The sequence below is a fragment of the Pseudoalteromonas sp. SR41-8 genome (assembly GCF_014163915.1).
In the GTDB taxonomy this organism is placed as follows: domain Bacteria; phylum Pseudomonadota; class Gammaproteobacteria; order Enterobacterales; family Alteromonadaceae; genus Pseudoalteromonas; species Pseudoalteromonas rhizosphaerae.
Window position 1 is genome coordinate 93,381 of the sequence record NZ_JACJEE010000004.1, and the last position, 21,812, is coordinate 115,192.

Below are 21,812 nucleotides of genomic sequence, written 5' to 3' on the forward strand. Positions count from 1 at the left end.
CAAAGGAATTTGGTCGATGTTCAACACACAATATAAAAAATTACTGCTTACATCTGCTTTTCTTACTGCCAGTACATCCGCACTGGCAGGCTACGAGATCAACATAACTGAAAACGATAAATTAACCTTCGGTGGCTACATTAAAATTGATGCACGATACGTTGACGGTAACATTGCCTATCGTGATTACTGGATTGGTGATGGCATTGCTTTAGAAGAAGACGCATCCCAGTTTCGTATCTTTGCTAACGAAACCCGTTTCAATACTAAATACCAACACGGCGAGATAACAGGCTTCATCGAAATGGATTTTTGGGGCGGCGGCGGTAATGAAATTGTCTCTAACTCAGCTAACCCGCGCATCCGACATGCTTTTATAAACTACAAAGATCTCACTGTTGGCCAAACTTGGTCAACCTTTATGAATACTAGCGCAATTCCTGAAACTGCCGATTTTGCTGGCGCAACAACAGGTCTAGTATTTATTCGTCAAGGACAAGTACGTTATAACATGGGCAACTTCCAAGTATCCATTGAAAATCCTGAGAGCTGGGGGGGCGATACCGCAAACGATAATATTCCTGATTTAATCGCACGCTATAACATCAAAGGTGATTGGGGCAATGTCTCTATTTCTGGCTTAGCACGGCAATTACATACCTTATCAGGTAACACTGAAAGCGCCTTTGGCGCATCTGTTGCGGCACGAATTAAAACAACAGGAAAAGATGACTTACGCCTACAAATTCATAAAGGTGATTTAGGCCGCTATGTAGGGGCTGCGGCTGTTAAAGATCTCTATGGTGAAGAAGTTGAAGATATTACCTCTGTATTAGTTGCCTATCGTCATTTTTGGAATGATTCACTGCGTTCAAGCGTGCTGTACGGCAAAGTTGATGGAGATGTATCCAATCGTGAGCGTACGCAATGGGGTATAAACCTCTTTCAAAACTTAACTAAAGAACTCGAAGTGGGTATTGAAGTCGGTAACTTTTCAATTGATGAGTTAGATAAAGATTCAAATTACCTACAAGCCACAATGAGATACATCCTCTAGCTGACAGAACACTTTCTAATGTTTGTTGTGTGTAATAACGACCCCAACCGTTAATACATTTTAAAGAGGGTTCACCCCCTCTTATTTTTCAACGCATTCGTTATTCATTTTTATTCTCAGTTAAATTTAGGAGTATGAGTATGACAACATCGATACTCAATATAGAGCAAATATCGCTAGCCTTTGGTGGTGTTAAAGCCTTAACAGATGTTAGTTTTTCGGTGACTAAAGGCTCTGTATTTTCAATTATTGGCCCAAATGGGGCTGGTAAAACATCAATGCTCAATTGCATTTCTGGCCGCTATCAACCTAACAGTGGAAAAATCACCTTTGCAGATCAAGATGTTACCCACTTAAAACCCAATGACCGCGCAGACTTAGGTATGGGCCGTACTTTTCAAAACTTAGCCTTATTTGGCCATATGTCAGTGCTCGATAATATTATGGTTGGTCGCCATCACTTATTAAAAAACAATTGGTTAACAGGGCCGTTATATTGGGCTTCTGGGGCGCAAAAAGAAGAACTCGCTCACCGTAGAAAAGTAGAAGAAGTGATCGACTTCCTTGAGATCTCTCATATCAGAAAATCCATCGCTGGCACCTTGTCTTACGGGCTTCGTAAACGCGTTGAATTAGCTCGTGCAATGGCTCTAAACCCAAAACTGATTTTACTTGACGAACCAATGGCTGGAATGAATCTGGAAGAAAAAGAAGACATGGCCAGATACATCCTCGATTTAAATGAAGAATTCGGTATTACGGTCGTTATGATTGAACATGATATGGGAGTTGTAATGGATATTTCTCATGAAGTTATGGTGCTGGATTTTGGTAAAAAATTAATTTCTGGTTTACCACACGAAGTCATGGCTGACCCCTATGTTAAACGTGCCTACCTTGGTCTTGAAGACGACGCAGAGCCAGCCACCTTAGAGGAGGTAAGTTAATGACTAGCCAAATCAATCAAGATTTTGAGATGGGTGAACTGAATACCTTCCCCAAAATTCTACAACACAATGCCACGCATTGGCCTGATATGGTGGCGATGCGAGAAAAAGAGTTTGGTATTTGGAACGAGTTCAGCTGGGCCGAATATAACAATAAAGTAAAGTGGTTGTCGCTCGCGTTGAGTAACAAAGGCGTGAATACAGATGATACCATTGCCTTACTTGGTGATAACCGCCCAGAATGGATATGGGGCGAAATTGCTGCTCACGCTTTACGTTGCCATTCATTAGGTATTTATCAAGATTCAATGCATGACGAAGTAATCTATTTACTCGCTAGCAGTGGCGCAACCGTTGTGATTGCTGAAAACGAAGAGCAATGCGATAAATTACTTGATTTAGGTGATGGCATAGAGCAAGTAAAATTCATTGTTTATTGCGACCCAAGAGGTATGCGCAAATACAACGACTCGCGACTTATAGATATCAATACCCTATACACACTGGGCCAAGAACTCGAACAAGCATACCCTGATCGTTATCAAGCCATGATAGATGCCTCAGCCCCTGACGACATTGCTATTTACTGCACCACTTCAGGTACCACATCAAAACCCAAAATTGCCCTACTCAATGGTGGCAATTTTATTAAGCACTGTAGTTCATATTTACGTGCTGACCCGCGTCAAGCTGGCGACAACTATGTATCTGTATTGCCCTTACCTTGGATCATGGAGCAAGTCTATGCAATTGGCCAAGCACTGATCGCCCGTCAAATTGTAAATTTTGTTGAAGAACAAGAAACACTCATGGCTGACCTACGAGAAATTGGCCCCAGCTTTGTACTATTAGCACCACGGGTATGGGAAGGCATTTTAGCTGACGTACAAACCCGTATGATGGATTCAACACCTTTTAAAAGAAAGCTATTTAATTTTGCCATGAAGCTGGCTGAGCAAAGCCAAGTAACAGGCAAAAAATCATGGCTAGCTGAAATTCTACTGCTAAAAGCACTTCGTGATCGACTCGGTTTTTCATTCTTAAAATCGGCTGCCACCGGCGGAGCTGCGATGGGGCCTGACACCTTTAAGTTTTTCCAAACCATTGGTGTGCCTTTACGCCAACTCTACGGCCAAACAGAAATGTGCGGAGCTTACACCATCCATCATGAAGCCGATGTTGACTACGACAGTGTTGGCGTCGCGTTTGATAATGCACAAATTAAAGTCATTAATCCCGATAAAGCCGGTATTGGCGAAGTTATTGCTAAAACAGTCGGAATGTTTAGTGGCTACCTTAATAATCAACAAGCCTATGATGAAGACGTGATTGACGGCTGGATGCAAACAGGTGATGCCGGTTACTTTAAACCGTCTGGCCATTTAGTGGTGATTGATCGGATCAAAGATCTCGCTTGCACCAGCGACGGCGCACAATATTCTCCTCAATATATAGAAAACAAACTTAAGTTTTCTTCATTTATTGGCGAAGCCGTTATTTTAGGTAAAGCAAAGCCTTATCTATCAGCCATCATTTGTATTCGTTTTAGTATTGTTGCGAAATGGGCTGAGCAACAAGGGCTGTCGTTTACCAACTACACCAACTTATCAACCCTGCCTGAAGTGTACGAAAAAATTGGCGAAGAAATAATGCGCGTCAATGAGTCACTTCCTGAATCACAAAAAATCCATAAATTTTTATTACTTTACAAAGAACTTGATGCCGATGATGGCGAATTAACACGAACCCGTAAAGTTCGCCGTAGTGTTATTGCGGATAAATATGGCGACATTATTTCATCCATTTATGACAACAAGGAAAATGTTGATATTGATACCATGGTGGTATTTCAAGATGGTACTAAAACCCGTATTCAAACCCAGCTTAAAGTCACTTCGCTGATCGAAACAGCCTGCACGGCTGCTGATAACACTATCAACATAACACGGAGAGTCTCATGAATTTTGAATTGCTAATTCAACTAATCGTCAATGGTTTAATTGTCGGCTTACTCTATGGCGTCGTTGGGATGTGCTTTGTATTAGTGTACAAATCAACGCAAATTGTAAACTTTGCCCAAGGTGAGTTTTTATTAGTGGGTGCCTGGGTATGCTGGGCAGTACTGATTTATTTAGAGCTGCCTTTTGTAGTGGGCTTTTTACTGACAATGGCCTTTATGGCAATCTTTGGTGTGCTGCTGCAAATGATTGTTTTACGCCCGATGATAGGTGAACCTATTATCTCAGTGATCATGATCACCATTGGCTTATCAATCTTTTTTCAAGCCTTGATGAAATGGATTTTTGGTGTTTCAGCGCAAAGTTACCCGCAAGTATTTACCACTAATAGCATCCAAATATTTGGCTTGAACATTGAAGCCGCTTACTTAATGAGCACCGTAATCGCCTTAATAATTATGGTTGCCTTCTATCTATTCTTTAAACATTCAAAATACGGTTTAGCAATGCGAGCCACAGCCTTTGATCAACAGATTGCACAAAGCTTAGGTATTTCGGTAAAACAAGTTTTTGCTATGAGCTGGGGTATTGCTGCTACGGTTTCAGCCACAGCTGGAATTGTTATTGGCATGGTAAACGGGGTTTCAAATTCACTGTCATTAATTGGTATCAAAGTTTTCCCTGCAGTTATTCTTGGCGGTTTAGATTCTATCATCGGCGCTATTGTCGGTGGTTTGATCATTGGTGTATTAGAGAATGTCGCTGAGTTTTTCGACAGCCAATATCTGCATGTTGGCAATATGTATGACATCGCACCATTTTACGTGTTGCTCGTCATCCTTTGGTTCAAACCATACGGTTTGTTCGGCACAAAAGATATTGAACGTATTTAAACAAGCCGATTTAGGTGCATCAATAGCGCCTAACAAGTGCAGATAAAGGTAAATTTTAGGAGTTTATTATGTCCAGTTTAACCATGAGACCCTGCGGCGATTTCCGCACCAGTTATAAACAAGATAATACAATTTTTGAAACAACAACCATCAAAAATGTGGCAATTTTCGCAATTGCCCTATTATGTGCAGCGCCATACTTAGTCGATGCATATTACTTAACCCTATTTATTCAAATTTCATATTTAGGGATAGCCGCACTAGGGCTCAATATTTTGGTCGGTTACACCGGACAAATTTCATTAGGTCATGGCGCATTTTTTGGCTTTGGTGCTTTTGCATCAGCATGGCTCAATATCTCCTTTGGTATTCCTGTATTGCTGTGTATTCCACTGGCTGGTTTTTTAACAATGGCTGTAGGCATGATGTTTGGTTTACCGGCCTCAAGAATTAAAGGCTTGTACTTAGCTATTGCCACACTGGCTGCGCAGTTTATTTTAGAAGACTTCTTTGCCCGTGCTGACTGGTTTTCTGGTGGTTCTGCCGGCTCATCTGCCGACCCAATTAGTATATTTGGCTTTGTTTTTAATAGCGATGAAAGCTTCTTTTATATCGCCTTAGCAGCCTTAGTTATTATGTATATTTGGGGCTGTAATCTGATGCGCAGTCGTGATGGTCGCGCCTTTGTTGCAGTACGTGACCATTATCTATCAGCTGAGATCATGGGCATCAAGCTCAATAAATATCGCTTACTCTCTTTTGGTATATCGTCTTTTTATGCCGGTATTGGCGGTGCCTTATATGCCCATTACTTAGGCTATGTTTCTGCCGAAGGCTTCACCTTATTTATGTCGATTCAATTTTTAGCCATGATCATCATCGGCGGCTTGGGTTCAATTAAAGGCACCTTAATGGGTGTGGTATTTATGGTGTTTTTACCTGAAGTGCTCGAAAGCGGCGTTGGTTTAATGAAGATGACCGACTGGGGCAATATTCCTATGGTGGTTGATGGCCTGGCCTATATCAAAGAAATGGCCATTGGCTTAGTGATTATCTTATTCCTTATTTTTGAGCCGCAAGGCATGGCACACCGCTGGGCACAAATTAAAAACTATTGGAAGTTTTACCCGTTCTCGTACTAATCAATAGACACTAACTTAAGCATATACAACACACATGAGCATCATTAATGCGTAAATAATTGGCAATCTAGCCATAAAAAGAAAAAGGAAATAGTTATGCACAATCATAAGGCAAAATTAACGTCTCTATTAATAGTAAGCGCGCTGTGCACCAGCAAACAAACATTCGCTGAAGACTCAGTCTTTGTTGGTCATCTAGCTGATATGAGTGGCCCGACAGCTTTTGTTGGTAAAAATTACGCTGACGGCGTGCGTGATTCCCTAGCTTACATTAACGAAAATGGTGGCATCAATGGCACTAAACTCGAATATGAAACAATTGATTACGCTTACAAAGTGCCGCAAGCGATTGCCGCTTATAAAAAGTGGCATTCGCGTAAAAACATGGTTGCCATGCAAGGCTGGGGCACCGCTGATACCGAAGCACTGATCTCATTTGTAGCCAAAGATAAACTACCAGTATTTTCAGCGTCTTACTCTGGCCACTTAACGGATCCTATGGGTAAAAACCCACATACAAAGAAACCAGCTCCTTATAACTTTTTTTACGGCGCATCCTATTCAGATGCGTGCCGCGGTTTAGTCCAGTGGGCAGCTGAGGACTGGCAAAAAAAGGGGGGCAAAGGCAAACCTAAGTTTACTCATATTGGTGCAAATCACCCCTTCCCTAATGCACCGAAAGAAGCCTGTGCAGAGTACGCCACCGAATTAGGCTTTGATGTACAGCCTGCGGTTGTTATTTCGATGAAACCAGGTGATTTTAAAGCGCAATGTTTAAGCTTAAAAAGCTCAGGCTCAAATTACGGATATATAGGCAATCTAGGTGGTTCAGTATTGTCTTTAGTTAAATCATGTAACACCGTTGGTACCGATATTCAGTTTATGTCGAATATATGGGGGGGCGATAAAAAAATATTCCAAGCTGCGGGCGAAGGCATTAAAGATTATGTATTTCCAGCTATGACGCCGTTTTGGACTGATCAAGTACCTGGCATGAAACTCGTTAGGGAGATTTCAAAACAATCAGACCCTTCAGGCCAAGAAGAGCGTGTTCATCATTACATTCGTGGCGTGTGCTCAACATTCTTTATGAAAGAGGCTATGGAATGGGCAAAAGATAACGGCGGAATAACCGGTGAAAATATTAAAAAAGCCATGTATGCCCGTAAAGATTGGGTACCAGCAGGACTTGAAGGCGTATGCCTTGCGGGCAACTGGAGTGAACAAGATCACCGTGGCACTAACCAAGTTTACATTTACAAAGGCAACTATAACGAAGGCAATGTCGTCGTTGAAGAGTTATCACTGGTAACCATTGAGCGCCGTGATGCGTGGTTAGGTTTTTAATAGCTCGTTAAACATAGCAGCGGATGAAGCATCTCGTTATTTTCATCCGCTGATAAATTATTAATTTTTCACGGAGTTAGCTATGTCACAAGCAGCTATAAAAATACAACCTGCATCACCAATTCTAAGCGTTAACAATATTGAAGTTGTTTACGATGAAGTCATCCAAGTTTTACGTGGTGTTAGTTTAGATGTGCCAGAGGGTGAAATAGTCACCCTACTTGGGCCAAATGGCGCAGGAAAATCAACCACCTTAAAAGCCATTTCTGGCTTATTAAAAACTGAAAATGGCGAAGTCACTAAAGGCGACATTACCTTTATGGGCGAACGAATAGACAATAAAAATGCCGAAGATGTGGTGCGCAGTGGATTGTTTCAGGTTATGGAAGGGCGTCGTATCATCGAAGATATGACCTCTCTAGAAAACTTAAAACTCGGCGCCTTTACCCGCAAAGACGCACAAATAAATCAAGACATTGAAATGGTGTACCACTATTTCCCTCGCTTAAAAGAACGCACAGGCTTAGCTGGGTATTTATCAGGTGGCGAACAACAAATGCTGGCAATTGGCCGTGCATTAATGGCACGTCCAAAGATGATTTGCCTCGATGAGCCATCGATGGGGTTATCGCCATTATTGGTCAAAGAAGTGTTCGGAATCATAAAAAAGATTAACCAAGATCAAGGTATTACTATGCTGTTGGTAGAACAAAATGCCAACTATGCACTGAGAGCGGCTAATTATGGTTACATCATTGAATCAGGGAAAGTTGTATTAGATGGCACACAAGAGCAGCTTTTAAACAACGAAGATGTAAAAGAGTTTTACCTCGGTGGAGGTAACGAAGAACGTAAAAGCTTTAAAGATCTTAAGTCATATAAACGTCGCAAACGCTGGTTGTAATCAACCTATCTATCTCTCTACTTTTTCTATGTTACTGGAGCTATTATGAGCCATTTTTATCATGCCAATGAACATCAACACTCTGAAACCAGAGAACAAAATTTATTGTCCCGTTTAGCTGACTTTATTACCTATGCAAAAAATAACAGCCCCTATTATCAGGCTATATTAGCGAACATTGATGCCACGAATATCACTACTCGCTCACAACTAGCGACTTTGCCGATCACCAGAAAATCAGACCTTTTAGACATACAAAAACAACAGCCTCCGCTTGGCGGTCTCGCATCTAAAAGTGGCCATATAAATCGAATTTTTCAATCACCGGGGCCTATTTATGACCCTGAAAATTGCCAGCAAGATTGGTGGCGAATGGGCCAAGCCTTTTATGCTGCGGGGTTTAGAGCAGGTGAGTTAGTACAAAATTGTTTGTCATACCATTTGACTCCTGGCGGTTTTATTCTTGATTCAGGGGCGCGTGCGTGTGGCTGTGTGGTTATACCCGCAGGCCCAGGGCAAACAGATCAACAACTTGACGTAATAGAAGATTTACACCCGCAAGGTTATTGTGGCACTCCCTCTTTTTTAAAAATATTACTGGATAAAGCGCAGGCAACTAAACGTGACGTTAGCAGCCTCAAAAAAGCACTGGTGACTGGAGAAGCATTATCTCATGAACTGCGCGAGTTATTTAAACAACAAGGTATCAACACCTTACAGGCTTACGCAAGTGCCGATGTAGGCTTAATTGGCTATGAAACCATTGCTGACGATGGGTTAATTATCGCTGAAGATTTAATTGTCGAAATTGTGCGCCCAGGCAGCCTCACTCCAGTCGCAGATGGTGAGATTGGTGAAGTGGTTATTACAAGTTTCAATACTGATTATCCGTTAATCCGTTTTGCAACCGGTGACTTATCGGCTATCAAGCCAGGGCAAAGTGCGTGTGGTCGGACTAACATGCGCATTCAAGGTTGGTTAGGTAGAGCCGATCAAACCACGAAAATAAAAGGTATGTTTGTTCATCCTCAACAAATAGAGCGAATTAGGCTCAGTGTTAAGGGGGTAAAGAAAATGCGCTTAGTGGTCAAGCTACAAGATCATCAAGACAAAATGCAGCTATTGTGTGAATACGATCAAGACCAATCAGAGCTAACTAAACTGGAACTCACCGGCGTATTGCTAGATAACTTAAAACAATACACAAAATTAAATGGCAGTGTTGAGTTGGTCGAGCTAGGCAGCTTAGCTGATGATGGCAAAGTGATTGATGATCAACGAGTCATCGGATAACCCAATTAGAACTAGGAGTTTTAATGAACAATATAGCCTTTCAAGATTATTACCCCGATGAGCTCAGCCATTGTTATGGCTGTGGCAAAAACAATGAGCAGGGTCACCAATTAAAAAGTTATTGGTATCAGGATGAGCAAAATCAAGGCAATATCGATAAAACTATCGCCCACTTTACGCCGCAACCTTGCCATACAGCAATCCCTGGCTTTGTTTATGGTGGGCTGCTTGCTTCCCTGATTGACTGCCATGGTACAGGCAGTGCCGCTGCTATAGCTTATCGATATGCAGAGCGAGAGATGGGGACTCAACCTGCATTTCGTTTTGTTACAGGGGCTTTAAATGTTAACTTTTTAGCGCCGACTCCAATGGGGGTAGAGCTGCAGCTAATAGGTAGCTTCATTGAAGTAAAACCCAACAAAGTGATTGTCGACATCACGCTATCAGCGAACAACGTGATCTGTGTTAAAGGCAGCGTAATTGCTGTGAAAATGCCAGCGAGCTTTATCAGTTAGCATTCAAAGTTAAGAGCGAACTGCCGTGTTCGCTCTTCAATTCAAAACTTAGCGCTTACCTAGCTTTTTCAGCAGTACACTGACTGATAGCGACAAAGCCATAATCACCACACCATAAATAACTAACATACCTGACGGTGTAGCAAGTTCTATTATTTGCTCGTTTGCGCCCACGCATAAGTTTGTTTTATGATTAATAGCCCCACCACTATCTAAACAGCGGTCAACCAATAAAAACCCATGTAACCACCATACGGCGAACAAGCTCACTAAAACGCCAGCTAAAGATGGCAGTAAATTATTTTTCATAGATAAAAACCAAACGAGAAAGTAAATGTTAGTGCTCTACAATAGCAAATAAAGTACCTAAAAAGATTACGATAAAAGCCTGTTTTTAAGAATAAAAATTAATACTTACGGCGCGATATAGTTAACAATTAAAACAGTTGTTCAGCTAGGATATATATTAATAATAATGAGAACGGTAGAGTGTAATTAATCAGCGTTAGGTTTAAACCAACTCAGCCAACTTTAGTTCATTGCCACGGCTAATTTGATGGCATTGTGCTAACAGTAATTCAGCGGTAGCCATGGCATCGGTAAGTGCATGATGGCAACCATAATGAGGTAGCTCATACCGCGCCCTGCAGGCACTGAGAGTTAAATCGTCTAAGCCTATTTCATGGCCTTGTTGGTGCAGGCGCTTTTTTTCAATCTGAAAAGTATCAATAATCAATAAAGGCTGCACATCAATATTATGTGCTTGAAATGCCTGCTTTAAAAATCCCCAATCTAAAGTAGCATTATGAAACACCAAAATAGCATCCGAAAAATGAGCGCTTAGCTTAGCTAAAATAGCCGCTAAGCTTTTTCCATTAGCGACATCTTGCTGGGCAATTCCATGATAAACAGGACTTTGCTCAAGGCGCAGCACTTCTTTATTTATGGCGTGCTGAGCTTGGCTCAATTTAATGCATTGCTTTTCTATCAACACCCACGCAATCGAGACGATTTCATGCAGTTTTGGATCCAGTCCAGTCAACTCTAAATCAATCACTATATAGCGCTGTACTAGTGCGTTTTGAGCAAGTAATCGCTTACGTGCTAAATAACGACTCAACCAACGTTTAACCACTTAGCTTGTCACCTTATTCATAGCAAAACACATATTTATAAACTTCCACGAGCAAACTTAAATGCCGCAGCTTGTTGTGCGAGCTTGAGTAAATAAAACGCTTCTTTTAATTGATGGCGCTCTAGCGAGTTTAACTTATCTGGATTAATACAGTTACTCGGTAGTCCTTCTTCATTTATTTGTGTACGTAAACGTAATTGAGTTAAAAATCGCCAGCAGTCTTTCAAATTATATACATCGTGATTACTTAACAATGAGTGTTTCAGCAATGCATCTAAGCGCTCTTGGGTGTTCGCTCTGCGGATCCCTGCTTTTAACGCATACAAGCGCACAATGTCATTGATGATAACCACACCACGCTTTTTCAAATCAATGTATCTATGTTGCTTAGCATCTTTTTCTAACTTGAATTGATTAAATAACCCTATCGGCACAGAATTCGATTTAATATCCGTTGCCATTGCGGCGTAAAATAATTCGTTGCGAGAAATTCGGGTTAGTTGCTCACAAAATGCAGTGTAAAGTGCCGTTGAGCCTTCAATAAAACGTAAATCAAAAAATATTTTACAGTTGAGCATTGCTTCAGGTGTCGGGCTTTTGATCCAGTTAAAAAAGCGCTCACACCAATCCGATATACTCATTCTGCATAATTCGCTGCTTGCCATAATATTACCTGGGCAGCGTTTAATACCGCACTCAACCAACTGTTCGCAAACAAACTCCCCCATGCGGCGATAGTAATCTTGATGTTGCTCGCTTAAGTCATCAGGTAGTAATAAGCCGTTATCTTGATCAGAATGTAAGGTTTGCTCTTCACGCGCTTGAGAGCCAAAACAAATAAAACTAAAGCTAGTAGGAGCGGCACCGTTATCTTCTTGGAATAAATATATTAGTCGTGAGGTTAACGCATCAGTTAAGCCACTGAGTAATTTACCTATTAAAGATATATCATCAATATTATGAGAAAAACTACGCAGTAATTCTGGTACTTCTGCCGCATAACGCTTTAAATCGGCGACACTGCGAGCTTTATAAATACGGCCAATCAATTGTACGGGGTCGCTCTTTTGCTGACGTAATAAGTCTGTGCTGGTGATCATACCCAACGCTTTATGGTGTTCATCCAACACTGGTAAATGATGAATGTTATGTTTGAGCATTAAATGCAGAGCTGAAAAAACACGGTTATTTTCAAAAATAAACTTGGGTTTGACACTCATGATAATGCTAACCGCTTGTTTGGGATCGATTTCATCTGCCAATACTCGGTTACGTAAATCGCGATCTGTAACCACACCAACTAAGCGTTCAAATTCTGTCACCATAATCGAAGACACGCCGTGCTCTTTCATTTTTTTAGCTGCTTGACGAATACTTGCATCGGGCGATAATGTGACCGCTTTACGTGACATCAGTTCAGATATTTTACGTTCAGACCAACTATCGTTTTGGCTTTTATAATGTGAAGAAAGCAGCCGATTTGCATGCGCGCGCACAAAATACTGCTCAAACGTTTTATATTCACGGCGCAAGTAGTCGAAAGCATCTTGGTTGAGCATATAAACAATGCCCTCTTTTTGCACTGCTAAATGATTTTGAATTGCTTCTCCGGTTAATAACGAAGGAAAACCAAAATACTCTCCTTGCGCTAACCGTGTGATCACATCACCTTTAGCATCCACTAAGTCATACAAACCAGAACGAATTAAAAACAGTTTAGGTGATTCTGATTGCAGCCATTGTGTTTGGTTTTCACGAGTCAGATAAATAACATCTAGGTGCTTTACAAAATAATCCGTAGCACTGCTATTAAGGTGACTAAAAGGAGTTTGTGCTAGCACAAACTGGGCTACTTCCTGTTGCTCATTATTCATTTGTCTACTCGCAAAAAACAATCGTACAATCACTGTACTGCTATCAACGGTAAATAAAAAGCCCGACTTAAGTCGGGCTTTTGGATCTATCAATATTAATTAATAGAGTATCAGCGTTATTAGTGAGCGTGAGCTTCACTAGAACCTTTAGGATTACGAATGCTTTCAACCATTTCTTGAATTTCAAGCGGTGTATCGGCAGTAAATTTAAGTACGATTGCTGCAACTGAGAAATTAATAATCATACCTACTAAACCAATACCTTCCGGTGAAATACCTAAGAACCAATGCTCAGGGCTATTTAGTTCTGGGCTGATAAACTTGAAGAAGATGATATATGCTGCAGTAAAGGTAATACCTGTAACCATACCTAGAACCGCACCTTCTTTATTCATCTTCTTAGAGAAGATACCCATAATGATCGCCGGGAAGAAACTTGCTGCGGCCAAGCCGAATGCAAATGCCACTACCGACGCCACGAATCCAGGCGGATTAATACCAAAGTAAGCGGAGATAACAATCGCAACCATGGCTGCCAACCTCGCTGCGAGTAACTCTTGTTTATCGCTAATGTCTGGTTTTAAGGTCCGCTTAAGCAAATCATGCGATACCGAAGTCGAAATAACTAATAATAAGCCTGCGGTTGTTGATAATGCAGCAGCAATACCACCGGCGGCCACAAGTGCCACGACCCATGCTGGTAAGTTAGCAATTTCAGGGTTAGCAAGTACCATGATGTCGCGGTCAACGTTAACTTCGTTAGCGCTATTTGGATCACTGATCTTACCTGCTGTGTAGAACATTTTGCCATCACCATTTTTATCATTAAAAGTGATTAAGCCCGTTCTTTCCCAATTTTTTACCCATACTGGTGCTTCAGCGTATTCAGTACCACTTCCGTCTTTACCATTTATGGTATCAATCATGTTTACGCGGGCAAATGCCGCAACGGCTGGCGCGGTTGTGTAAACTATCGCAATGAATACTAAAGTCCATGCCGCTGAAATACGCGTATCTTTAACGCGAGGTACAGTGAAAAAGCGTACAATTACATGAGGAAGACCGGCAGTACCCACCATTAAGGCACCAGTAATAGCAAACACATCAATCATGCTCTTAGAGCCTTCAGTGTATTGTGCAAAGCCAAGTTCAGCACTTAAACCGTCCAGTTTATCAAGTACGTATACACCATCGCTGCCAATTAATGTCGCGCCAAAGCCTGTTTGTGGGAAGAAGTGACCCGTCATCATCATAGAGATAAAGATGGCAGGAACAAGGTAAGCAAATACCAGTACACAGTACTGTGCAACTTGGGTATAAGTAATGCCCTTCATACCACCGAGTACCGCATAAAAGAATACGATAACCATACCAATGTAAACGCCAGTTTCAATTTCAACTTCTAAGAAACGTGAGAATACAACCCCTACACCGCGCATTTGCCCTGCAATGTATGTAAAACAAATGAAGATGGCACATAAGATTGCCACTAAACGCGCGGTGCGTGAATAGTAACGGTCGCCGATAAAATCTGGCACAGTAAACTTGCCGAATTTACGTAAGTAAGGTGCTAAACACATAGCAAGTAGTACATAGCCACCTGTCCACCCCATTAAGTAAACGCCGCCATCATACCCTGCAAAAGAGATGATACCCGCCATTGAAATAAATGACGCTGCACTCATCCAGTCTGCGGCTGTTGCCATACCATTAGCCAGAGGCGGAACCCCACCACCTGCTACATAAAACTCTTTTGTTGAACCAGCTCGGGCCCAAATTGCAATGCCGATATAAAGCGCGAAGCTCAACCCGACAATTATAAACGTGAGTGTTTGAACATCCATTGCTTAGCTCCTATTCGTCTACGCCGTATTTTTTATCTAACGTATTCATTTTGAAAACGTACACAAAAATCAAAGCAACAAAGGTGTAAATCGCGCCTTGCTGGGAGAACCAGAAGCCAAGTTTAAACCCAAAAAAACGCACTTCATTAAGTACATCAACCAGTATTATGCCAAAGCCAAACGACACGACAAACCAAACTGCTAATAATTTAAACAGCAGTGAAATGTTTTCCGCCCAATAAGCTTTTGCTTGTTCTTCATCTTTAAAAGCCATTTTTATTTCCTCTTTAACATCTGTAAAAAGTGATGTGTTCGATTTATTCTCGGTTATAAACTTAGCAATGCCTGAACAATATTGAATTGAGACCATAGTCGTAACAACAGATTAACGTTTACGTAAACTGCAATGCGGCGCTTGTTACAAAAAAGTAAAAAGCGTTTTTTATCATAATGTTAAGTATTTCCACTCGGTGATTTTAACTATTCACCTAAGCTATATTGCACACTTGCGACATTAGTCTAATATATCAACAAAACATTAAATTCCTTATATATATCAAATAAATATGTTTATTTTAAGAATACTCACAAAAATTGACAGCTCAAAATAGTGAAAACTTCTGGTATGGTGTGCAATAACATAATAAAAATTGAATAAAAACATGACTGCTGCACTAATTTTTGTCGCTTTAGCGTACATTGGCATATTGTTTTGGCTAGCAAACTGGGGCGATAAAACCACACCGCTGGCAAAACGAATTAGCCATCACCCTTTTGTTTACTCCTTTTCGCTGGGTATTTACTGTACTTCGTGGACTTATTACGGCTCTGTTGGTACTGCGGCTACCAGTAGTTGGAGCTATTTACCCATTCTACTTGGCCCTGCACTATTGTTTTTTTTCGGACAAGGATTTTTGCGCAAACTGGTACTGGTGAGTAAAAAACAAAATATCACCACCATTGCCGATTTTATCTCTGCCCGTTATGGCAAACGTCAAACCACTGCCATTATGGTGACTATGATTGCGCTACTAGCAACCATTCCTTATATCGCCTTGCAATTAAAAGCACTGAGCAATAGCTTCTTACTACTGCAAAGTGACAATAAAATATCGGGATCAATGGTCGCGCTTTCTGCCACCCTGATCATGGCTATGTTCGCAATATTTTTTGGCACCCGTAAAGTTGATGTAACCGAATACCGTTCAGGATTAATGTTGGCAGTCGCATTTGAATCAATGATCAAACTACTGGCATTAGTAGCAGTAGCGGCTTTGGCAGTGTACACCTTGTATAATTTACCCAGTGCTAATGAAGAACAAATAAAAGAATCTTTATGGCAACATTGGAATAACTTTAACTTTTTAAGCTTTAACTTTATTGGTCAATCACTGATGGCCGCTGCTGCAATCATCTGTTTGCCAAGACAATTTCACGTTACAGTGGTTGATAACCAAGACAAACGTCACCTATTTACCGCTCGTTGGGCATTTCCACTTTATTTACTACTGACGGCAGCAATGATTTTACCAATAGCCACCGCAGCTATTCATCCACAGATCGGCAATAGCTTCTCCCCTGATAGTTTTGTATTGGCGCTGCCATTAATGAATGACAATGTATTACTTACCACCTTTGTATTTATTGGCGGAATATCCGCAGCGACTGCGATGATTGTGGTTGCCACTTTGACCCTGAGTACCATGATCTCAAACGATGTGGTATTACCGCTAATGCTGCGACGTAAATTCAAACGCAACCTGATCACCAGCAGTTATAAGCCACAAATATTACTGGTAAGGCGTTTTACCATCGCCGGTATTTTGATCTTATCGTATTTTTATCAGCAATGGTTTGGTCATGGCAAAGCACTAGCCAGCATGGGGTTAGTTGCATTTTCTTTGGTAACGCAATTATTACCCGCCATTGTGGGCGGCCTATACTGGCGCAAAGGCCATGCCTACGGTGTTTATGCTGGTTTATTAGCGGGGTTGATTTGTTGGATATTATTTCTAATGTTACCTATTTTAGATGCAGGTAATACACTTGACACCGAACTACAACAAACCCTTATTACCCGCGGCACACTGATCGCTTTATTTGCCAATATTGGCTGTTATATTAGTTTTTCACTGGGAGCTGATGAGCGGTTAATTGATAAAATTCAAGCAGCAGCATTCGTTAATCCCAAGGAGCAAGCAGTACTTGCAAGACGTTTAAACAAAAACGTGAAAGCCACGGTATACGATTTTAAAGTACTGTTACAAACCTTTTTAGGAGTCCAGCGTAGCCAACAAGTATTGACGCATTTTTCACTGACTCACCAACTAGGAGAAAATAACACTCACCCCGATCCTGAGTTTATAGCTTACTGCGAACGCGCCTTGACCGGTGTATTAGGCGCCTCTTCAGCGCAAGCTTTGATCCACACTGTAGCGTCGGGCAAGCGAATGGCATTTGAAGAAGTGGTTAACTTTTTTGATGAAACAACGCAAGCACTACAGTTTAACCAAAACCTGTTGTTCACCTCTTTAGAGAATCTCAGTCATGGTATTTCAGTTGTTGATAAAGAGCTTAATCTTGTTGCGTGGAATAAGCGCTACGCAGAGATGTTTAATTACCCCGAAGGATTTTTAGAAGTAGGTCAACCGATTGAGCAAATTATTCGTTACAATGCGGAGCGCGGCGAATGTGGCCCTGGTGAAATAGAACGCCAAGTAGAAAAGCGCGTACAACATTTAAAAAATGGTAGTTCGCATCACTTTATCCGTCACCGTCGTAACGGCCTAGTGTACGAAATGACCGGTAACCCACTGCCTGATGGCGGCTTTGTTACTAGCTTTTCAGATATTACCACTCACATTGCCACACAAAATGCACTTGAAGAAGTGAATATGGATTTGGAAAATCGTATTGAAGCGCGTACCCAAGAAATTCGAACTATCAATAAAGATCTCGAAGCACAAATAGAAAGCCGCGTACAAACAGAGCAAGCACTCACTTTAGCAAAACGAGAAGCAGAGCAAGCCAATGACAGTAAAACCCGCTTTTTAGCTTTAGCAAGTCACGATATTTTGCAACCGCTCAACGCCGCCCGCTTATACCTTGCTGCGATAGATGAAAAATCCCTCGCTGATAATAATATCAATAACTTCGAAAAGCTCGGTGCCAGCCTCGATTCAACAGTGCATTTAATGTCAGCCCTATTAGAAATTGCCAAACTTGAACAAGGTGCGATGACCCCCACCCCTCGCCACTTTAGTATTGATGATATCCTCGCACCACTGCGTAATGAATACGCCATTTTAACAAGCGAAAAAGGCCTCAAGCTCACAGTGCGCAGCGGACAGCATATTGTCCACAGTGATATCACCTATCTACGGCGAATTGTGCAGAACTTAGTATCAAATGCAGTTAAATACACCAATACGGGCAAAGTATTAGTAGCGTGTCGTAAACGCAAACATCACCTGCGCATTGAAGTGTGGGACACCGGCCCTGGCATTAGCGAGGTAGAGCAAGCAAAAATATTTAACGACTTCTACCGCGTAGAGGCCTCTGACAATAAAGGCGTTGGCCTTGGCCTTAGCGTAGTAAAGCGTATGGTAGATTTACTGTCGATTCGCTTAGATGTGCGCTCAACCCCGCAAAGAGGTAGCTGCTTTAGTATTGAAGTCCCTTATGGCGAAAGCCAATTTGTTCAGCAAAAACACGTTACCAATAGCTTGTTTGAAGAGCGCTCTGCAATGAATATCGTTGCCGTTGATGACGACCCTGAAAACCTAAACGCCATGGCCAGTTTATTACAAAAGTGGCAAGCTAATTATCAGTTGTTTGATCAAGTTGAAGGCGTACTCGCATACGCAAATGAACACAGCGCACCGGATGTGATATTAATGGATTATCAGTTAGGCCATGAACACGATGGTATTACATTAATTAAAGCCCTGCGGGAAATTTGGCAAACCAACGTACCGGCAATTTTAATCACCGCAGTACGCGACGTAGAGCTAAAACAAGCGACTAAAGCCGCTGATATTCATTACTTGTCTAAACCAATCAAGCCAGGGAAATTAAAAGCACTGCTAAACCATAGTACGTGAAGGGAAAGGTGCTAGGTGCTAGGTGCTAGGTGCTAGGTGCTAGGCAAAAGGTTAGAACAGATTGGCGTTAAACAACATAACTAAGTACACCCAACAATCTTATTGGGTGTACTGCTTGAGTTAAATTACCCCGCTGGTGCTTTACTCCTGAGCTTTTGAAACAGCCAGCTTAGGCCAACGAGCGACAGGCCTAAACCAATAAATGATACAGCTTTGAGCAAGCCCGTCAGGCTTGCCATATCAATTAAGAATACCTTCACGATAACCGCGCCGAGAATGCCTAAGCCGACTTTTTGTAGTAGCAACTGTTGTTTTAAATGCCCGGTAATGACCACCAACGCGCCAAGTAATAACCAAATGATCGAATAGCTGTATAGCTCGGCGTCACTGGTCGCTTTATCAAGATAAATGAACCCGCCTTGCCAATATTGGCGGATCAATGTGTTGATAGCTAACACTGCTAATAAGCCTGATGCACCCAGAACTATTTGACTAAACTTAGCATTAAGTGGTTTAACTAATTTAGCCAACCACAGTGTAAGAATACTTGGTACGAGCCAGGTTAATAACAGCCAATTAAATAATGGCATTTCACCAACGTAAAGGCGTATAAATAGTGGATTTTCATATAATGCTGTACTTATCAACAACAAGCCAGCGAGTCCCGCAAGTGCAAGCCCTGCAATGCGATAAAGTTTACCCAGTTGCCCTGCGCTGCGTGACCGATGCAAATAAACGCAGCCAAGTGCTAACCAATTACAACTGAGTAATACCTGCTCATAAAAGCTTAAAGAAGTAAGCTGTGGATAATGCCCGACTAGTTGATAGCTGGTCTCGGTGGTGATAAATAATGCTAAGCAATGTAATGCAGCCCCTTCGAGCCAAATTTTCATATCTGTTTGTTGCCACTGTTTTGCGGCAAACCAAAATAACCCAACCGCTGATGGATACACAATTGCGCTCCAATGCATTGAAAATATGGTTAGATCAAAATAATGTGCCGTCCACGGTGCAAAGGTTAGCCTTGCCAGCACCACAGCCACCAGCACTTTAATAGGCCAATGCGGCATAGGCACATCATGGCGTTTCACCAGATAGCTAATAACCAACACTTGAGCAGCCAGTGCGAGGGTTAACCCGCTATCGGCTAATAACATAGTTAAACAAAGAGTTATATTAGCATTAGCGCCAACCCAATAACTAAACTGCTGCCATTGAGTGTGAGCTGTTTGTGCGCGTTTAATTAATACACCACTCGTAACTAGCAAAAATACAGTCCATAGCGGATACGCAACGCCTAAGCCTTGCTCGGGTATTATGGTATAGAGCGTTGCAATCAAGGTAAACACACTAAACGCAGCCACTAAATGAAACGTTAAACGTTTATAGTAACGCGCGCCAAAATAAAGCCCGTATAGACAAAGCCCAACCGCAAGTAATAACCCTACGCCATACATTTCCCTAAATACAAACAAATGATCATTGCTATCGACACTATAACGTTGTTGGCTAAAGACTAATAACATCGCAACCACTAACGCCACACCTTGCCAAAGATCCCAACGACTATTTTGCAGCACTAAAAATAACAGCATGACGATTAAACACACCATCACTATTTGCCATTGTAAGCTCACCGCCTCTGTCATTATCGCCAGCAATAAAGGAATTACTATCGCTAACAATAACGGATGATCCGGCTGTAATTTTAATAATCGCTGTAAACTATGTGGGCGATATTCTAATAAACGCAAAGTTAAACCTAATCGAGCTATGGCAATTAAACCAATAATAGAGAGCAGTGCAAAACCACCAACAATCCAATATTGCTGCGTATTGATTACACTCAGTGCCACCCAATACCAGCCAATATGCCCAGCCCATAGTAAATACCACAGCCAATTACGTTTTACCTTTTGCGCCACTAATACCGCAGCAAAAGTGATAAAGCCAATGTACATCAGTAAAGCAGCTAAATTACCACTGCCAGTATTAACCCAAATCGGCACGCTGTAAGCGCCAACTATGCCAAGCACGGCCAATAAAGGCCCTAAACTCAGCGCCATAGAGCTTGCGGCCAGTGCAATTACTGCCAGCATCACAAACGCCACGGTTGGGCTTAACATGGCATAGCTTGAATAAGCTAATAACGTTAATGCAAAGCAGCTAATAAACCCGCCACCTGCAAGTGCTGCAGGCACGTAATTATTAAAGCCTTCGAAGACAATACCTTTTCTATGTAAATACTCGGCACCGGCAATTAATGCGACACCAAATAAGCCCCCTAAGGTGAGTCGTAAGCTTGGTGATAATAAGCCGGCATCAAGACTGTATTTTGCTAAAAATATACCACCAAAGGCCAGCGCGACGCCGCCAATCCAGGTCATCCAATTTTCTTGGAACTGTGTTTTTAATTTACTAAAGAAAATATCAATAACTGAGGGAGAAGCTTGTTTCGGGCGAGAAGTTGTTATTATACTCGGTGCGGTGTTTACGTATTTTTTTACCGATGGTTGCTGATGTAAAGTTGCCTCAGCTTGGGATGATTGTTCTAGCGTAAACGGATGATCTACTTGCGGCTCAGTTATATTAGCAGCAATGTCTAGCGACACTTGATGCTGCCCGGTATTGTCTACCATGACTCCACGCAGTTGTTTTTTTAACATCGCAATATCTTGCTTTAACGTACTTATTTGCGTTAAAGCAATAAAACCGGCAATAGAGCCTGCGACTACAACTAACGATAAAATGACTATGAGCCCTAAAACATCGTCCATTTTTCAATCCTTGACTGCTTTTA

At 41.7% G+C, this 21,812-nt stretch carries 16 protein-coding genes; 10 read left to right on the forward strand and 6 right to left on the reverse strand.

Going from position 1 to position 21,812, the window contains the following annotated elements; genetic code table 11:
- Positions 1-16: 16 nt before the first annotated feature.
- From H5162_RS04495 to H5162_RS04535, 9 genes are all read left to right on the forward strand, one after another.
- A complete protein-coding gene (locus tag H5162_RS04495) occupies positions 17-1,057 on the forward strand; it encodes a DcaP family trimeric outer membrane transporter (protein WP_182777798.1) in 1,041 nt (346 codons plus the stop codon).
- Positions 1,058-1,197: 140 nt separating this feature from the next.
- Complete coding sequence (locus tag H5162_RS04500; protein ID WP_182717177.1) at positions 1,198-2,004, forward strand: ABC transporter ATP-binding protein; 807 nt, start codon at positions 1,198-1,200, stop codon at positions 2,002-2,004.
- The gene (locus tag H5162_RS04505; protein ID WP_145235344.1) at positions 2,004-3,965 is read left to right on the forward strand and encodes a long-chain fatty acid--CoA ligase; all 1,962 of its coding nucleotides are present in this window, start codon (positions 2,004-2,006) and stop codon (positions 3,963-3,965) included. The genes H5162_RS04500 and H5162_RS04505 overlap by 1 nt, the downstream gene beginning before the upstream one ends.
- Positions 3,962-4,855 (forward strand): branched-chain amino acid ABC transporter permease, encoded by an 894-nt coding sequence (locus H5162_RS04510; RefSeq protein WP_145235342.1) that lies wholly within the window; start codon positions 3,962-3,964, stop codon positions 4,853-4,855. Before H5162_RS04505 ends, H5162_RS04510 begins: the two co-directional genes overlap by 4 nt.
- Before the next feature lie 68 nt (positions 4,856-4,923).
- The gene (locus tag H5162_RS04515) at positions 4,924-5,997 is read left to right on the forward strand and encodes a branched-chain amino acid ABC transporter permease (RefSeq protein WP_149982122.1); all 1,074 of its coding nucleotides are present in this window, start codon (positions 4,924-4,926) and stop codon (positions 5,995-5,997) included.
- 96 nt (positions 5,998-6,093) lie between these two features.
- A complete protein-coding gene (locus tag H5162_RS04520; RefSeq protein ID WP_182735822.1) occupies positions 6,094-7,344 on the forward strand; it encodes an ABC transporter substrate-binding protein in 1,251 nt (416 codons plus the stop codon).
- Between the two features lie 82 nt (positions 7,345-7,426).
- Complete coding sequence (locus tag H5162_RS04525; protein WP_145235336.1) at positions 7,427-8,248, forward strand: ABC transporter ATP-binding protein; 822 nt, start codon at positions 7,427-7,429, stop codon at positions 8,246-8,248.
- Positions 8,249-8,293: 45 nt separating this feature from the next.
- Positions 8,294-9,541, forward strand: coding sequence for a phenylacetate--CoA ligase family protein (locus tag H5162_RS04530; protein WP_182777800.1), 1,248 nt, complete (start codon positions 8,294-8,296; stop codon positions 9,539-9,541).
- Positions 9,542-9,564: 23 nt separating this feature from the next.
- Positions 9,565-10,056 (forward strand): PaaI family thioesterase, encoded by a 492-nt coding sequence (locus tag H5162_RS04535; protein ID WP_145235331.1) that lies wholly within the window; start codon positions 9,565-9,567, stop codon positions 10,054-10,056.
- Positions 10,057-10,104: 48 nt separating this feature from the next.
- Here the strand turns inward: H5162_RS04535 and H5162_RS04540 are convergent, their stop codons facing one another.
- The 5 genes from H5162_RS04540 to H5162_RS04560 form a co-directional block, all read right to left on the reverse strand.
- On the reverse strand, positions 10,105-10,365 hold the full coding sequence (locus H5162_RS04540; RefSeq protein ID WP_145235329.1) for a hypothetical protein: 261 nt from the start codon (positions 10,363-10,365) through the stop codon (positions 10,105-10,107).
- A gap of 202 nt (positions 10,366-10,567) precedes the next feature.
- Positions 10,568-11,191, reverse strand: coding sequence for a 3'-5' exonuclease (locus H5162_RS04545; RefSeq protein WP_145235327.1), 624 nt, complete (start codon positions 11,189-11,191; stop codon positions 10,568-10,570).
- Between the two features lie 35 nt (positions 11,192-11,226).
- The gene (locus tag H5162_RS04550) at positions 11,227-13,065 is read right to left on the reverse strand and encodes a DUF294 nucleotidyltransferase-like domain-containing protein (RefSeq protein WP_145235325.1); all 1,839 of its coding nucleotides are present in this window, start codon (positions 13,063-13,065) and stop codon (positions 11,227-11,229) included.
- A gap of 119 nt (positions 13,066-13,184) precedes the next feature.
- The gene (locus H5162_RS04555; RefSeq protein WP_145235323.1) at positions 13,185-14,909 is read right to left on the reverse strand and encodes a sodium:solute symporter family protein; all 1,725 of its coding nucleotides are present in this window, start codon (positions 14,907-14,909) and stop codon (positions 13,185-13,187) included.
- A gap of 10 nt (positions 14,910-14,919) precedes the next feature.
- On the reverse strand, positions 14,920-15,183 hold the full coding sequence (locus H5162_RS04560; protein WP_145235321.1) for a DUF4212 domain-containing protein: 264 nt from the start codon (positions 15,181-15,183) through the stop codon (positions 14,920-14,922).
- A gap of 388 nt (positions 15,184-15,571) precedes the next feature.
- Between H5162_RS04560 and H5162_RS04565 the strand changes: the two genes are divergently transcribed.
- Positions 15,572-19,012 (forward strand): PAS-domain containing protein, encoded by a 3,441-nt coding sequence (locus H5162_RS04565; RefSeq protein WP_182758184.1) that lies wholly within the window; start codon positions 15,572-15,574, stop codon positions 19,010-19,012.
- A 125-nt stretch (positions 19,013-19,137) separates the two neighbouring features.
- Here the strand turns inward: H5162_RS04565 and H5162_RS04570 are convergent, their stop codons facing one another.
- Positions 19,138-21,789 (reverse strand): DUF2339 domain-containing protein, encoded by a 2,652-nt coding sequence (locus H5162_RS04570; RefSeq protein WP_182759690.1) that lies wholly within the window; start codon positions 21,787-21,789, stop codon positions 19,138-19,140.
- Positions 21,790-21,812 lie beyond the last annotated feature (23 nt).

Bases quoted from the DNA above. Each gene is read 5' to 3' on its own strand.
- H5162_RS04500 (WP_182717177.1), top strand. From the start codon at position 1,198: ATGACAACATCGATACTCAATATAGAGCAAATATCGCTAGCCTTTGGT.
- H5162_RS04565 (WP_182758184.1), top strand. From the start codon at position 15,572: ATGACTGCTGCACTAATTTTTGTCGCTTTAGCGTACATTGGCATATTG.
- H5162_RS04520 (WP_182735822.1), top strand. From the start codon at position 6,094: ATGCACAATCATAAGGCAAAATTAACGTCTCTATTAATAGTAAGCGCG.
- H5162_RS04515 (WP_149982122.1), top strand. From the start codon at position 4,924: ATGTCCAGTTTAACCATGAGACCCTGCGGCGATTTCCGCACCAGTTAT.
- H5162_RS04525 (WP_145235336.1), top strand. From the start codon at position 7,427: ATGTCACAAGCAGCTATAAAAATACAACCTGCATCACCAATTCTAAGC.
- H5162_RS04495 (WP_182777798.1), top strand. From the start codon at position 17: ATGTTCAACACACAATATAAAAAATTACTGCTTACATCTGCTTTTCTT.
- H5162_RS04540 (WP_145235329.1), bottom strand. From the start codon at position 10,365: ATGAAAAATAATTTACTGCCATCTTTAGCTGGCGTTTTAGTGAGCTTG.
- H5162_RS04510 (WP_145235342.1), top strand. From the start codon at position 3,962: ATGAATTTTGAATTGCTAATTCAACTAATCGTCAATGGTTTAATTGTC.
- H5162_RS04530 (WP_182777800.1), top strand. From the start codon at position 8,294: ATGAGCCATTTTTATCATGCCAATGAACATCAACACTCTGAAACCAGA.
- H5162_RS04560 (WP_145235321.1), bottom strand. From the start codon at position 15,183: ATGGCTTTTAAAGATGAAGAACAAGCAAAAGCTTATTGGGCGGAAAAC.
- H5162_RS04570 (WP_182759690.1), bottom strand. From the start codon at position 21,789: ATGGACGATGTTTTAGGGCTCATAGTCATTTTATCGTTAGTTGTAGTC.
- H5162_RS04550 (WP_145235325.1), bottom strand. From the start codon at position 13,065: ATGAATAATGAGCAACAGGAAGTAGCCCAGTTTGTGCTAGCACAAACT.
- H5162_RS04535 (WP_145235331.1), top strand. From the start codon at position 9,565: ATGAACAATATAGCCTTTCAAGATTATTACCCCGATGAGCTCAGCCAT.
- H5162_RS04555 (WP_145235323.1), bottom strand. From the start codon at position 14,909: ATGGATGTTCAAACACTCACGTTTATAATTGTCGGGTTGAGCTTCGCG.
- H5162_RS04505 (WP_145235344.1), top strand. From the start codon at position 2,004: ATGACTAGCCAAATCAATCAAGATTTTGAGATGGGTGAACTGAATACC.